The 12,441-nt window shown below is 70.9% G+C and carries 15 protein-coding genes; 5 read left to right on the forward strand and 10 right to left on the reverse strand.

The genetic code is table 11. The features are described 5' to 3' along the window. Nucleotides 1-20: 20 nt before the first annotated feature. From ACFYXK_RS19990 to ACFYXK_RS20000, 3 genes are read right to left on the reverse strand one after another with little or no spacing between them, the layout of a single operon-like run. Nucleotides 21-545, reverse strand: coding sequence for a copper chaperone PCu(A)C (locus tag ACFYXK_RS19990; RefSeq protein WP_389412317.1), 525 nt, complete (start codon nucleotides 543-545; stop codon nucleotides 21-23). Further along, the gene (locus ACFYXK_RS19995) at nucleotides 542-2,830 is read right to left on the reverse strand and encodes a heavy metal translocating P-type ATPase (RefSeq protein ID WP_389412318.1); all 2,289 of its coding nucleotides are present in this window, start codon (nucleotides 2,828-2,830) and stop codon (nucleotides 542-544) included. Before ACFYXK_RS19995 ends, ACFYXK_RS19990 begins: the two co-directional genes overlap by 4 nt. After that, nucleotides 2,827-3,006: a hypothetical protein gene (locus tag ACFYXK_RS20000; RefSeq protein ID WP_389412319.1), complete on the reverse strand. Its 180-nt coding sequence runs from the start codon at nucleotides 3,004-3,006 to the stop codon at nucleotides 2,827-2,829. Before ACFYXK_RS20000 ends, ACFYXK_RS19995 begins: the two co-directional genes overlap by 4 nt. Nucleotides 3,007-3,501: 495 nt before the next feature. Between ACFYXK_RS20000 and ACFYXK_RS20005 the strand changes: the two genes are divergently transcribed. Next, nucleotides 3,502-3,783 (forward strand): hypothetical protein, encoded by a 282-nt coding sequence (locus ACFYXK_RS20005; RefSeq protein WP_389412320.1) that lies wholly within the window; start codon nucleotides 3,502-3,504, stop codon nucleotides 3,781-3,783. 64 nt (nucleotides 3,784-3,847) lie between these two features. Here the strand turns inward: ACFYXK_RS20005 and ACFYXK_RS20010 are convergent, their stop codons facing one another. Continuing rightward, nucleotides 3,848-5,851: a putative Ig domain-containing protein gene (locus tag ACFYXK_RS20010; protein WP_389412321.1), complete on the reverse strand. Its 2,004-nt coding sequence runs from the start codon at nucleotides 5,849-5,851 to the stop codon at nucleotides 3,848-3,850. 234 nt (nucleotides 5,852-6,085) lie between these two features. Between ACFYXK_RS20010 and ACFYXK_RS20015 the strand changes: the two genes are divergently transcribed. Continuing rightward, entirely contained in the window at nucleotides 6,086-6,904 is an 819-nt protein-coding gene (locus ACFYXK_RS20015) for a TrmB family transcriptional regulator (protein WP_389412322.1), read from the forward strand. A 435-nt stretch (nucleotides 6,905-7,339) separates the two neighbouring features. On the opposite strand, the gene rpsR is transcribed toward ACFYXK_RS20015, so the two are convergent. From rpsR to rpmG, 4 genes are read right to left on the reverse strand one after another with little or no spacing between them, the layout of a single operon-like run. Beyond that, a complete protein-coding gene (rpsR, locus tag ACFYXK_RS20020; protein ID WP_389412323.1) occupies nucleotides 7,340-7,579 on the reverse strand; it encodes a 30S ribosomal protein S18 in 240 nt (79 codons plus the stop codon). A gap of 49 nt (nucleotides 7,580-7,628) precedes the next feature. Next, on the reverse strand, nucleotides 7,629-8,771 hold the full coding sequence (locus ACFYXK_RS20025) for a CobW family GTP-binding protein (RefSeq protein WP_389412324.1): 1,143 nt from the start codon (nucleotides 8,769-8,771) through the stop codon (nucleotides 7,629-7,631). Beyond that, nucleotides 8,768-9,016: a type B 50S ribosomal protein L31 gene (locus tag ACFYXK_RS20030; RefSeq protein WP_389412325.1), complete on the reverse strand. Its 249-nt coding sequence runs from the start codon at nucleotides 9,014-9,016 to the stop codon at nucleotides 8,768-8,770. The genes ACFYXK_RS20025 and ACFYXK_RS20030 overlap by 4 nt, the downstream gene beginning before the upstream one ends. A 30-nt stretch (nucleotides 9,017-9,046) precedes the next feature. Continuing rightward, nucleotides 9,047-9,211 carry a 50S ribosomal protein L33 gene (rpmG, locus tag ACFYXK_RS20035; protein ID WP_030162346.1) on the reverse strand — a complete coding sequence of 55 codons (165 nt, stop codon included), beginning with the start codon at nucleotides 9,209-9,211 and terminating at the stop codon, nucleotides 9,047-9,049. A gap of 67 nt (nucleotides 9,212-9,278) precedes the next feature. Here rpmG and rpmB point away from each other — a divergent pair, with 67 nt between their 5' ends. The 3 genes from rpmB to ACFYXK_RS20050 all read left to right on the forward strand — a co-directional run bounded on the left by rpmB (nucleotide 9,279) and on the right by ACFYXK_RS20050 (nucleotide 10,305). Next, the gene (rpmB, locus tag ACFYXK_RS20040; protein ID WP_344161633.1) at nucleotides 9,279-9,515 is read left to right on the forward strand and encodes a 50S ribosomal protein L28; all 237 of its coding nucleotides are present in this window, start codon (nucleotides 9,279-9,281) and stop codon (nucleotides 9,513-9,515) included. Next, complete coding sequence (gene rpsN, locus ACFYXK_RS20045) at nucleotides 9,515-9,820, forward strand: 30S ribosomal protein S14 (RefSeq protein WP_042813371.1); 306 nt, start codon at nucleotides 9,515-9,517, stop codon at nucleotides 9,818-9,820. Before rpmB ends, rpsN begins: the two co-directional genes overlap by 1 nt. A gap of 104 nt (nucleotides 9,821-9,924) precedes the next feature. Then, nucleotides 9,925-10,305 (forward strand): hypothetical protein, encoded by a 381-nt coding sequence (locus ACFYXK_RS20050; RefSeq protein WP_389412326.1) that lies wholly within the window; start codon nucleotides 9,925-9,927, stop codon nucleotides 10,303-10,305. A gap of 499 nt (nucleotides 10,306-10,804) precedes the next feature. Here ACFYXK_RS20050 and ACFYXK_RS20055 read toward each other — a convergent pair whose 3' ends face one another. Beyond that, nucleotides 10,805-11,986, reverse strand: a complete 1,182-nt coding sequence (locus ACFYXK_RS20055) for a GTP-binding protein (protein ID WP_389412327.1) — start codon at nucleotides 11,984-11,986, stop codon at nucleotides 10,805-10,807. Between the two features lie 4 nt (nucleotides 11,987-11,990). Next, nucleotides 11,991-12,161: a 50S ribosomal protein L32 gene (rpmF, locus tag ACFYXK_RS20060; RefSeq protein WP_389412328.1), complete on the reverse strand. Its 171-nt coding sequence runs from the start codon at nucleotides 12,159-12,161 to the stop codon at nucleotides 11,991-11,993. Nucleotides 12,162-12,441: the final 280 nt, after the last annotated feature.

Raw genomic sequence — 12,441 nt, forward strand, 5'->3', positions numbered from 1 at the left:
TGCCGGCCGGGCAGCCCCGTTCAGCTGCCGGGCCGCACCACGAACGCCACCGCGTCCACGGGGCCGCTGCGCCGGAAGTGCAGGACGAAGGGGACGGCGTCCCCTTCTTTCCAACGGATCTTCACCGTTGCCATCACGTCCACCGTGCTCGGTGTCATGATCAGACGGCTGCCCGCCGGGAGGCCCACGGACGTGGCCGTGCCCATCGTGTCGGCGCCCTGGCCCGCCCGTTCGTGCCGGTTGAGCATCGCGTCGTCGAGGGCCGGCGACGTCACGGACAGCAACTGGTCATCGGATCCGCCGGTGTTGGTGATGGTGAAGAAGGCGGCGGTCCGCTCCTTGTCGGCGTAGGGCAGGAAGACCCGCCCGACGCCGACTTCGATGTGCGCCGGGCCGCCTGCCGCCCCCGCCTTCGTCCAGGCCGTCAGGCCGACCAGTGCCGTCAGGCAGGCCAAGACGGGAACGAGCGCGCCGGTCCGCCCGTCGCGAAGGCGCCGGCGGCTGAGCGACCAACCCGCTGACGCGGTCCGGAGGGAATCGGTCATCGCTCGGAAGCCTTTCGGGAGGATGCGGAGGAGTGCTGCGGGGAGGGCTGCCAGGTGCGCAGGCGCAGGCTGTTGGCCACGACGAGGAGCGAGCTGGCCGACATCGCGGCCGCGGCGACCATGGGGTTGAGCCATCCGGTGGCCGCAAGCGGCACGGTCACCGCGTTGTAGCCGAACGCCCACACCAGATTGAGGCGGATGGTCGCCAGCGTGCGACGGGCCAGGCGGACGGCGTCGGCGACCGCCTCGATGTCACCCCGTACGAGCGTCACGTCGGCGGCTCCGATGGCCACGTCCGTCCCGGTGCCCATCGCGATGCCGAGGTCGGCCTCCGCCAGTGCCGCCGCGTCGTTGACCCCGTCCCCGATCACGGCCACCCGGCGGCCCTGCTCCTTCAACTCCCTGACCAGGGCGGCCTTGTCCTGCGGTGTGCAGCGGGCGTGGACCGCGGTGATGCCGAGCCCCGTGGCGACGGCCCGCGCGGCCGCGTCGCGGTCGCCGGTGGCCAGGACCGTTTCCAGGCCCAGCCGCCGCAGCCGGTCGACGGCACGGTAGCTGCCGGGCCGCAGCACGTCGCCCAGCGCGATGAGGGCTTCGTCCGCCCCGTCCACCCGGACCAGGACCGGTGTGAGCGCGTCGGCCTCTGCCTCGGCCAGCGCCTGCGCGAGCGGGTCGGGCAGGCGGTCGCCGAGGGCGCGTACCTCCACCCGACGGCCTCCCACCACTCCCTCGACGCCGCTCCCGGGAGTGGCGAGGAAGCCGTCGACCTCGGGCAACGGGGCCTTGGGCTGCACGCGTTGGGCGTACGAGACGAGCGCGCGGCCCAGCGGGTGCTCCGACCCCTGTTCCACTGCCCCGGCCAGCCGGATCGCAGCGTCCCGGCCGATGCCGCCGTCGACGGCCGTGACCCGTACGACCGACATGTTCCCGGTGGTGAGCGTGCCGGTCTTGTCCAGGACGATCACGTCGACGTGGCGAAGGGCCTCCAGCGCCTGCGGTCCGCTGACCAGGACGCCGAGTTGTGTACCCCGGCCGGTCGCCGCCATGAGCGCGGTGGGGGTGGCCAGTCCGAGGGCGCAGGGGCAGGCGACGACGAGGATCGCCACGGCCGCGGTGACGGCGGACTGCGGGTCGGCCCCGGCGCCCAGCCAGAAGCCGAGGACCGTCACGGCCAGGGCCAGCACGACCGGCACGAACACGCCGGCCACCCTGTCCGCCAGGCGTTGGGCGCGGGCTTTCCCCGCCTGGGCCTCGGTGACCATGCGGGTGATCCTGGCGAGCTGGGTGTCGGCGCCCACCGCGGTGGCCCGTACGAGCAGCAGCCCGCCCGCATTGACGGCGGCCCCGACCACCGGCCGCCCCGGGCCCACCTCGACCGGATCGCTCTCCCCGGTGACCAGCGAGAGGTCCAGGGCCGAACTCCCCGACACCACCACGCCGTCGGTGGCGACCCGTTCGCCGGGCCGCACGACGAACTCCTGCCCCAGCCGGAGTCGTTCGATCGGCACCCGGCGTTCCTTGCCGCCCTCCCGTACGGTCGCGTCCTTGGCGGCCAGGCCCGCCAGGGAGCGCAGGGCCGCACCGGTGCCGCGTCGGGCGCGCGCTTCCAGATGGCGGCCGGTCAGGACGAAGAGGGGGACGCCTACCGCCGCCTCAAGGTAGACGTGGGCGACATCGCCTCCCGCAGAGGGAAGCAGGGTGAACGGCATCCGCATCCCCGGATCGCCGGCACCGCCGAGGAACAGGGCGTACAGGGACCACGCGAACGAGGCGAGCACGCCCAGGGAGACGAGGGTGTCCATGGTGGCTGCCGAGTGCCGCAGCCCGCGGGCCGCCCTCAGGTGGAACGGCCAGGCGCTCCAGACCACCACCGGGGCGGAGAGCACGAGGCACAGCCACTGCCAGTTGCGGAACTGCAGGGCGGGCACCATCGACAGGACGAGGACCGGCAGGCACAGGAGAGCGGTGATCAGCAGCCGCTCGCGGTCCTTGCGGACGTGGTCGTCCTCCGCGGGCCCGCCCGATGGGGCGGTGGGAGGCGCCTGGGGCGGAGTTGCCGGTTCGGCGCCGTAGCCGGCGCGTTCGACCGCTGCCAGCAGCTCGTCGACGGTGACGTCCGGGGGATGGCTCACTCGGGCCTTGCCGGTGGCCAGGTTGACCGTGGCCGTCACGCCGTCGAGCCTGCCGAGCCGCTTTTCCACCCGGCTCACGCAGGCCGCGCAGGTCATACCACTGACGACAAGGTCCGTGGTCAGCGGGGCAATACCCGCCACATCGGCCGTCATCGCCCACCACCCGAATGCATGCCGCCCATCCCGCCCATGCCGCCCGGATCGGAATTCCCGGGGGAGCCCGGATCCGTGCGGGAGGAGTGCATGCCGGGCGCGACCGGACCGGCCACGGAACCGACCCCGTACGAGAGGCCGAACATCGCCAGGAGCAGCAGCACGAACCCGGTCAATGCCGGGGGAGGTACACATCGGCCCGTCGCCTTGGGCATCCGAACTGCGGGCGGTTCTTCTTCGGCCATCGACATTCCCTGATCCCAGGATTCGCTCACGAAACTTCCTGCCCCCACAAGCCCCGGGGAGATGGTCGTGTGCGGCCCGTGTGGAGTTCCCGTGGTGTTGACTTCGATGGCAATTCGTCAGGACAGCGGTTGGCTTCCGGTGGCCGCGAAGGAGTCGGGGACGGGGCCCTCAGGGTGGTGAAGCGGGCCAGAAGGAGCTGAACGGTCATTGCCGTGGGCTCGATGGAACCCGGATCACGGGGGCTGCGTCCCATTCCTGGCCGGTGCTGCCGTGCGGGAGGTCGTGGGATGCGGGAACGGACGGGTGTGGTTGTGATGGCGCTGCTGCTCACGGCCGGATGCGGCTCGGACGCCGTGCCCTCCGGGTCGAAGCCGGCGGAGACGGCCTCGGCGTCCGCCGGCGTCGACTGTGGGACTGCAATGGCGGTGAACGGCACCGAGGTGACCGTCACGGCGGCGGACAACGGCCATCGGATCTGTCTGGGGAGGCAGGGCACGGTCCGGGTGCTGTTGCCGGGGACGCCCCCGGCCGCGGTGACCTTGGAAGGCGCTGCGTTGGCCGAAGTCTCGGACCATGTCTTCCGGGGTGTGTCGGCCGGAACGGCCGTTCTCGAGTCCGCTGTCCCCGTGTGTTCGCCGCCCGCTCCGTCCGGCGGGGTGCGCTGCCTCGCGCTGGCGGCCTGGCGGGTCACCGTGGTGGTCCGGTGACCACCTCATGACCGGGCGGGCCCGGACCGATGCCTGCGGTCCGGGCCCGTCCTTCATTCGGCGGTCAGCCGGTGCTGACCGCGGTGTCGTCGATCACGAACGACGTCTGCAGGCTGGGGTCCTCGGTTCCGCTGAACTTGATGGTCACCGTCTGCCCCGCGAACGAGGACAGGTCGAAGGACTTCTGCACGTAGCCGGTGTTCTTGTTGAGGTTGGAGTACGAGGCCAGGGTGGTGGAGTTGGCCTGCACCGTCAGCTTGTCGTAGGCGGTGGTGGTGGTCGTCTCCGCGGTGTCGATGTGCAGGTAGTAGCTGAGGGTGGCGTGGCAGCCGTACGGGAGGGTCACCGACTGGGAGAGCGAGTCGGTGTGGGCGGATCCGTAGCCGTTGAGCCAGGCCTTCCACGAGCCGGAGTGGGCGGCCTCGCCGCTGCCGTTGTCGACCACGCCGGCGGTAGCGGTCCAGGGACTGGCGCTGCCGGTTTCGAAGCCGGCGTTGCCGAGGAGCTGCGCGGGGACGCAGCCGCCGCCGGTCGGGGTGACGGTCCAGGTGAAGGAGGCGCTGCCGCTGGCGTTGGTGGTGTCCTTGGCGGTCACGGTCACGTTGTAGGTGCCCGCGGTGGTCGGCGTACCGCTGATCAGGCCGGTCGAGGCGTTGACCGACAGGCCCGGCGGGAGTCCGGTGGCGCTGTACGTCAGGGTCTGGCCGCTCGCGGAGTCGGTGGCCTGGATCTGGAGTGAGGCGGCGGTGTTGACGGTGGTGGACTGGTTCCCGGGGGAGGTCACGGTGACGGTGTTCCCGCCGGTGGAGCCGCCCGTGAAGGCGGCGGTGCCGTTCGGGCTGCCGAGGCCGGTGGGGCCGTCGTAGCCGGACTTGGCGGTGCAGAGGTAGCTGCTGCCGCACGAGCCGTTGGCCCCGCTGGTCACGTCGTTGAGGGACGCGGTGTGGGCGTACGGGTACGAGGACGGGTAGCTGCCCGCGGCCGGGGTGCCCGCCAGCGCGTAGACGGCGGCGATGATCGGGGCGGAGGCGCTGGTGCCGCCGTAGACGTTCCAGCCGCTCGCCTGGTAGCTGTCGTAGACCGCGAGGCCCGTGGCAGGGTCCGCGACGGCCGAGACGTCGGAGACGGTGCGCTTGGCGCAGCCGCTGTCGTGCTGCCAGGACGGCTTGGTGGTGTAGGCCGAGCAGCCGGAGCCCGCGCCGTTGCCGCCGGCGCTGGTACCCCAGACGGATTCGGACCAGCCGCGCGAGGTGCCGCCCGCGCGGGTCAGCGAGGTGCCGCCCACGGAGGTGACGTACTGGGAGGCCGCCGGGTACTCGACCCCGTAGCCGCTGTCACCGGAGCTGACGGTGATGGCTACGCCCGGGTGGTTGAAGTACGAGGCGTCGGAGCTCGGGTCGGTGGAGTCCTCGCCGCCGCCGTAGCTGTTGGAGACGTACTTCGCCCCCATGGTCACGGCGCGGTTGACGGCTGCGCCCAGGTCGGCCATGGACGGCTGGTTCGCCTCGACGAGCAGGATGTGGCACTGCGGGCAGACGGCGCTGACCATGTCCACGTCGAGCGAGATCTCGCCCGCCCAACCGGAGTCGGCGCTCGGATAGTTGGTGCCGCCGTTCTGATCGACCTTCTTGAAGCATCCGTTGGCGGTGGTGCAGGGCGGCAGCCCGTACTGGGAGCGGTACGTGGCCAGGTCGGACTCGGCGTTCGGGTCGTCGTAGGCGTCGATGATGGCGACCGTGGCCCCGGCGCCGGCCGAGGCGGACAGGGCGTACGCGCTCTGGAGGTCGGTGGGTCCGTAGCCGGACGGAACGAGGTTCGGCGCGAGGCTGAGCCGCTGCTCGAGGTCGGTGCGGGCCAGCGCGTGGCAGGCCATGAATCCGGCCTTCGCGGGCTCCGAGCAAAGCCGTTGGGTGTGCACGCCCGACGCGGCGGGAGTCGCGGGCGTGGGCGCGGTCGTGGCCGTCGACGGCGAGGCGGCCGCGAGTAAGCCGCCGGATATCAGGGCCGCGACCGCGACCAGACTTCTGACGCGACTGATGGATTTCGACTGCAATGAACTGCCCTCCATGGGGGGTCGGATCACCGCGGCGTGGGATGCGGCCCCATGAAATGACAGGTTCATGCCATGTCTGATCACGAGGAACGCCGCGGGGCGAGTGGCACTGGTTCATTGATCTGACGGGCTGCCACCACGTCGAGTGGTGGCCACCGCAGAACCTAGTGACAGCAGGCCCAAGGGAATACCCGGCGAGGGCAAAGGATTGCTTTCGGTCAGTCATCTCCGGGTATACGGTGTGCTGCCATGGAGTTGGACGAGAGTGCGGTCAACGACCTTGTGGGGTTCGGCCTTTCGCGCTACGAGGCGCGGGTCTATCTCACGCTGGTGAGGCGGGAGTCGTACACCGCGGCGCAGGCCGCGCGGGCCGCGGACGTCCCCCGCCAGCGGGTCTACGACGTACTCGACGCGCTGGTGCGCCGTAACCTCGCCGTCCTGCGTCCCGGGCGGGTGGCCACCTTCTCCGCCGTGGCACCGGAACTGGCCCTCGCCCGGCTGATGGCCCTGCAGAGGGAGTCGATGGAGCGGATGGACCGGGCAGCGGTCGCGCTCACCGCGGCGCTGACCCCGCTGTGGGCCGCCGGGCAGACGCACACCGACCCGCTCGACTACATCGAGGTGTTGCGGGATCCGAAGGCGATCGCCGAGCGCTTCGCGAGCATCCAGGAGCAGGCGGCGCAGGAGCTGCTCAGCTTCTGTAAGCCCCCCTTCGTCGCCCCCGCGGCCAACGACGAGGGGATCGAGGCCGTCCGCAGGCTGCGCCGGGCCGGGGGCCGGGCGTGTGCCGTCTACACCCACGAGGCCCTCGGAGACGCGGAGGTGCTGGAGAACGTCAACCGCTTCGGCGCGGCGGGGGAGGAGGCCCGATTCGCCCCGGACCTTCCCCTGAAGTTGATCGTCGCCGATGCTTCCATGGTCCTGTGCGACATGCCCGACCCGATGGCCGAAACCCGCGCCACCACCGCCCTGTTCATCGAGCACCCGGCGCTCGCCGCTTGTCTGAGGATGTCGTTCCTGGCGGTCTGGGACCAGGCCGAGACGGTGGCCGAGCTGAGCGAGTCGTGAGACCTACCGCGTGGTTCAGCGGGCGGCGACCACGACGTGGCTGTGGCCGAATGGCCGGACGGCCCCTGCCTGACTGAATCCGGCCTCGCGAAGCAGCCCTACCTCCGACCACCAGGACTGCCGGTCCTCGCCGTTGACCGATGTGGAGGGCGAGTTCGGAGACGTGCGTCGCGTCCGGGCTGATGTGGTCCCCGTAGACGAGTACGCCTCAGGGTCGCAGCCGGCCGGAGAGCTCCCGCTGGACCCGGCGCAGGGCGTCCTCGAGTTCGTCCAACGCAGGGGCGACGCTGCCGGTACTCACCGGCGGCATCAGTTCCGCGGTGGCTTCCCCTCGACGGGTGATCTGGAGGACTTGGGAGCCTTGTGTAGCGTCATGTTCAGCAGCGTTCCAGAGCCGTCATCGAGGGGAAGTCACCCGGAGCCGGTGTCGAATCCCTATCGGCTGCTGCCGTAGGGGAGCAGTGCCATCTCCCGGGCGTTCTTGATCGCCGCGGCGAGCCGGCGCTGCTGCTGTGCCGTGACCCGGGTGACCCGGCGGCTGCGGATCTTCCCGCGGTCGGAGATGAACTTCCGCAGCAGGTCGGTGTCCTTGTAGTCGATGTACGTGATCTTCGCCGCGTCCAGCGGGTTGGGGCGGGACTTCACGGGCTTGAGAGCGGTCTGGCGACGGGCCATGAGGACTCCTTGCGGGTCGTGGACGATGGAGGGTTTCGATCCCGGGGGGTCAGGAGACCGGGTCGAGGAGGGTGTCGAAGGCGGCGGGGAGGGTCTTCCAGGCCTCGCGGCCCGCCGCGTACTCGGCATCGGTGAGCAGGCAGGACTCGAGGAGCTGTTCCAGGCCGTTCCGGTCGAGGCCGGGCGAGGTGAAGACGAGGTGCTGGCAGCAGTCGCCGTGCTCGGGATGCCAGTCGAGCGAGGCGGCTGCCCGGCGCAATGGCGGCACCATCTCCCAGGCGGCGTCCGGCAGGGAAGCCAGCCAGGGCCCGGCGTTCTCCACGCACAGGGCGCCGCCCGCGGCGTCCCAGGCCAGCAGGGTGTCGGGTCGGTCGGCGAGCCAGAACCGGCCGCGGCTGCGGGCAGCGACGCAGCAGAGGTCTTCGAGGGCTTCGTAGAGCCGTTCGGGATGGAAGGGGCGGTGGCGGCGCCAGACGATGGTGGTGACTCCCGCCTCCTCGGCCTCCTGCGGCAGCAGGGCGCAGGCAGGGTGCTGGGCGGCGGCCGCCGCTTCCACGTCGAAGCCCGCGAAGGCCAGTTGGGCGAGCTCCCCGGATCCGGCCGACACGTGGCGGGCGGTCGGGTGGAGCTGGGCGAGGAGGGCGCGGTCCTCGTCGTCGGCGTGTTCGCTGTCGACGAGGGCGAGCACGGGCGCGTACTCGAGCTGCCGGGCCCAGGTGTCCCCGACGGTGCGCTGGTCCGAGGCCGCCGCCGCGAGCCCCACGTCCGCCAGATCGTCGCCGTTGACGAGGTACGGCAGTACGAGCGCCGGGTCGACCGCGGTGATGACACCGGTGAGATCGAGTACGTCTCCACCGTGCCCCACGACGACCTCGGCCATCGCCTTGGGCTCGACCGAGTCCCAGAGCTCGACGACGGCCAGCCGGGTCAGACCGCTGTCGGCCAGCCGTTCCAGCTCGGGGACCAGGTCCTCGCGCAGCGCGCAGCACGCACAGTCGTTCACGAGGGGTGCCGTGCCCCGGGACAGCTCGCCCGAGGCGTCGCGCACCACGCGCAGCACCGTGCCCGAGGGTGCCGTGGCCAGGTCGTGGTGGAGGGAGACGCTGCCCGGCACGGCGTGCAGCAGCCGGTCCACGACCTCCTTGCGGGCATCGGAGTGGAGCCCGCCGATGATGACGACGGGCAGGGTCACGGCTTGCTCCCGTAGCGGCGCTGGAAGCGCTCGACGCGGCCGGCGGTGTCCAGGACGCGGGCGGTGCCGGTGTAGAAGGGGTGGCTCTGCGAGGAGATCTCCACGTCGATGACGGGGTACGTGTTGCCGTCCTCCCACTCCACCGACTTGTCACTGGTGGCGGTCGAACGGGTGAGGAAGGCGAAGTCGGCGGCCTTGTCGCGGAAGACGACGGGGCCGTAGGCGGGGTGGATTCCAGGCTTCATGACGTGTCCTTCGGGCAGGGGGGACGGGGGTCAGCGCTCTTCGCGGAAGTCGACGTGCCGGCGCACCACCGGGTCGAACTTGCGCAGCACCATGCGGTCGGGATCGTTCCGCCGGTTCTTGCGGGTGACGTACGTGTAGCCGGTGCCGGCCGTGGAGCGGAGCTTGACGATCGGGCGTACTTCGTTGCGTGCCATGGCGCTAGTATATGACAATGGTTCCCATTACCAACAAGGAATGGTTCGAAGAGAGGTAGGTAACCCCTTGTCCGCCCACTGCCAACTGACCGGCGCCCAGCCGGGCTTCGGCAACAACATTTCCCACTCGCACCGGCGCACCTCGCGCCGCTTCGACCCCAACATCCAGAGTAAGCGCTACTGGCTGCCCAGCGAGGGCCGGTACGTGCGGCTGAAGCTCTCCGCCAAGGCGATCAAGACCGTGGACACCATCGGCGTCGAGGCCGCCGTGGCGCGGATCCGTGCCCGGGGGGTGAAGGTCTGATGGCCAAGCAGAGCAAGATCGCGCAGAACGAGAAGCGCAAGGCGGTCGTCGCGCGGTACGCCGCCCGGCGTGCCGAACTGAAGGAGGTCATCCGCCGCCCGTCCTCCACGGAGACCGAACGCGCGGCCGCGCTGGCGGAACTGCGCAAGCAGCCACGCAACGCCAGCGCGACCCGGGTCCGCAACCGCGACAGCGTCGACGGGCGGCCCCGCGGACACCTCCGGAAGTTCGGGCTGTCCCGGGTGCGCATGCGAGAACAGGCGCACGCCGGATTCCTCCCCGGAGTCACCAAGTCGTCCTGGTAGGCCGGTGAGCCGACCGTCCGGCAACGCAGGCGTGCCCACGTCTCCCGGAGGGATGTGGGCACGCCGAGGAAGCGGAAATTGATGTCAGTAGCGTGGGAGGGTCCATGAACCGCGCATCACCGGACCGGTCGACACGACCGTTCACCCTGGTCGTCTGTGCGAACTGCCAGAGCCCGGCAAGTGGTCAGGTGATCGACCGGCTGCGCCAGGTCGTCCGTGACTGCCCCCACGGGGTGATGGTCTCGACCGGATGCCTGGGCAGCCTCCTGCGGTGCCGTCGCACCGCCGGTCTGCATGCCGTGGTCCAGCCTTGCACCCCGGACCGCAAGCCCCATGGCGTTGTTGTGCGCCTCGGGCCGATGGCCGACGAAGCCGATGCCGAAACCGTCGCCGTGTGGCTGCGGGCGGGCATGCCGGACGACGACACCCTGCCGTCCCGCCCGTGCCCGGCACCCGCGCCGCAACGCGTCGGCCACCTCAACTGATGGGAAGCCGAGTGTCCAAGGGCCTGCTGAGTGTGGTCACCGGGAACACCCCCGGCGTCCGGGGCCTCGTGGTGGATCACTTGCTGCGTGTCAGCCCGCGGGCGGCAGTGCTGGCCGTGTCGGTCCAGGACCGCGGCAGCGGCTATCCGGTGGTGCAGCGGTTCACCTCCGGAGCCGGCATTCAACTACGAGAAGCCCTTACGCGGGGCACGACGGGCGATCCGGTGGTGATCCTCCGCCAGGACCTGACGGCCATCCGGCGGGCGATGGCGCAGCCCCACGTCATCCTCGCCCTGCCACACGACCGTGGGCCTGGCGGTCGCCGCGCTCGCGAGGGCGTCGGAGACGGCGGGGACCGGACGATCAGTCGAACCTGCCGGGCCCTTCCCTGCTGCTTTCCGCCTCGGAAAGAAGGCCGCCCCCGCACCGTTGGGTGGCAGGGGCGGTGATACCGGGCCGGACAGTGCCGTGGCTGCGACCACTATCCGGCCCGGAGTCTTCAGGCCTGCAGAGCCGGCTCCTGGTGCTCGTGCTCGCAGGCGTCGTCGATGCCGTAGGTGTCCCAGGCGGGGAAGGGATCGCCCGGGGGCAGGGCCTCTCCGTCGGCCATCAGGCAGCCGGCCAGGGCGGCTTGGAGCGCTTCGGCGCGCAGTCCGGTGCCGATGAAGACCAGTTCCTGGCCCTGGGTGGTGTCCGCGTCGCGGGCGCCGGAGGGCTCGAAGCGGGCCACGGCGCCGGCCTGCGACCACAGGCCCGTCACGCGCGGGCGGCTGGCCAGCCGGAAGAAGCCCTTGGAACGCAGGATCTGGCCGAAGGTCCCGCTGTCGAGGCCCTTGGTGACGAGGTTCCACAACCGGGCAGGGTGGAAGGGCAGTTCGGCACGGAAGACGGTGGAGGAGATCCCGTACTCCTCGGTCTCCGGGACGTGGTCTCCGTTGAGCTCCATGACCCAGCCCGGGGCCTCCTGGGCGCGCTCGAGGTCGAACAGCCCGGTCCCGAGGACCTCGCGGAGCTCCACGCGTCCGCGGGTGGCCGGCACGATCCTGGCGACGGGGTTGAGGCGGGAGAGGGCTGCTCGGAGCCGGTCGGCGCTCCGCTTGCCGACCAGGTCGAGCTTGTTGAGCACGATGACGTCGGCGAACTCGATCTGGTCCATCAACAGGTCGCTGACGGTGCGCTCGTCGTCCTCGTACTGGTCCAGCCCGCGCTCGACGAGACCGTCCCCGCCGGTCAGTTCGGGCAGGAAGTTCGCCGCGTCGACGACCGTGACCATGGTGTCGAGCCGGGCGAGATCGCCGAGGGTGGCGCCGTCGTCCCGGGGGAAGGCGAAGGTGGCGGCGACCGGCATGGGCTCGGAGATCCCGCTCGACTCGATGAGCAGGTAGTCGAAACGGCCCTCGCGGGCGAGGCGGTCGACCTCCTCCAGCAGGTCGTCGCGCAGGGTGCAGCAGATGCACCCGTTGGTCATCTCGACCAGGCGCTCCTCGGTACGCGACAGGGCTGCTTCGCCGCCGCGCACGAGGGCGGCGTCGATGTTGATCTCGCTCATGTCGTTGACGATGACCGCGACGCGCAGGCCTTCGCGGTTGCTCAGGATGTGGTTGAGCAGGCTGGTCTTGCCCGCGCCGAGGAAGCCGGACAGGACGGTGACGGGCAGACGGCCGTCGGTGGCACCGGTCATCGGCTCACCCCTCGGGGCGCAGCAGGCCGCGCTCGTACGCCTTCAGCAGCCGCTGCGGCACGAGGTATGCGGAGCCGTCAACGATGAAGGGCACCAGCATGGGAGTGGTCGCCTTCCACTGGGCGCGGCGGTGGCGGGTGTTGCTGCGGGACATCTTCCGCTTGGGAACGGCCATGGCGAATCTCCTCGGTAGGCGAACGATCGCAGACGCTATATGAAAATGGATTCCATTGCCAAATTAGAGCGCGAGCAGGCTGCGCAGATCCTCGTCGGCGACCTGCTCAACGGAGCGGTGCAGGGTCCAGTGCCGGGCTTTGCCGTTCATGGGCAGCGCCGTGACGGTCGTCCGGACGGGTGCTCGGCCGGGTTCGGTGGAGGCGTTTGCCGGATGCCGGAGTCCAGACCTGTCCCACGGCGGCGGCGGTCGGGGGTCGGCGGGCGGGGGAGGATCGGCC

This window comes from Streptomyces sp. NPDC002209 (assembly GCF_042890265.1).
Lineage (GTDB): Bacteria > Actinomycetota > Actinomycetes > Streptomycetales > Streptomycetaceae > Streptomyces.

Bases quoted from the DNA above. Each gene is read 5' to 3' on its own strand.
- ACFYXK_RS19990 (WP_389412317.1), bottom strand. From the start codon at position 545: ATGACCGATTCCCTCCGGACCGCGTCAGCGGGTTGGTCGCTCAGCCGC.
- ACFYXK_RS19995 (WP_389412318.1), bottom strand. From the start codon at position 2,830: ATGACGGCCGATGTGGCGGGTATTGCCCCGCTGACCACGGACCTTGTC.
- ACFYXK_RS20010 (WP_389412321.1), bottom strand. From the start codon at position 5,851: ATGGAGGGCAGTTCATTGCAGTCGAAATCCATCAGTCGCGTCAGAAGT.
- ACFYXK_RS20015 (WP_389412322.1), top strand. From the start codon at position 6,086: ATGGAGTTGGACGAGAGTGCGGTCAACGACCTTGTGGGGTTCGGCCTT.
- rpsR (WP_389412323.1), bottom strand. From the start codon at position 7,579: ATGGCCCGTCGCCAGACCGCTCTCAAGCCCGTGAAGTCCCGCCCCAAC.
- ACFYXK_RS20030 (WP_389412325.1), bottom strand. From the start codon at position 9,016: ATGAAGCCTGGAATCCACCCCGCCTACGGCCCCGTCGTCTTCCGCGAC.
- rpmG (WP_030162346.1), bottom strand. From the start codon at position 9,211: ATGGCACGCAACGAAGTACGCCCGATCGTCAAGCTCCGCTCCACGGCC.
- rpsN (WP_042813371.1), top strand. From the start codon at position 9,515: ATGGCCAAGCAGAGCAAGATCGCGCAGAACGAGAAGCGCAAGGCGGTC.
- ACFYXK_RS20050 (WP_389412326.1), top strand. From the start codon at position 9,925: ATGAACCGCGCATCACCGGACCGGTCGACACGACCGTTCACCCTGGTC.
- ACFYXK_RS20055 (WP_389412327.1), bottom strand. From the start codon at position 11,986: ATGACCGGTGCCACCGACGGCCGTCTGCCCGTCACCGTCCTGTCCGGC.
- rpmF (WP_389412328.1), bottom strand. From the start codon at position 12,161: ATGGCCGTTCCCAAGCGGAAGATGTCCCGCAGCAACACCCGCCACCGC.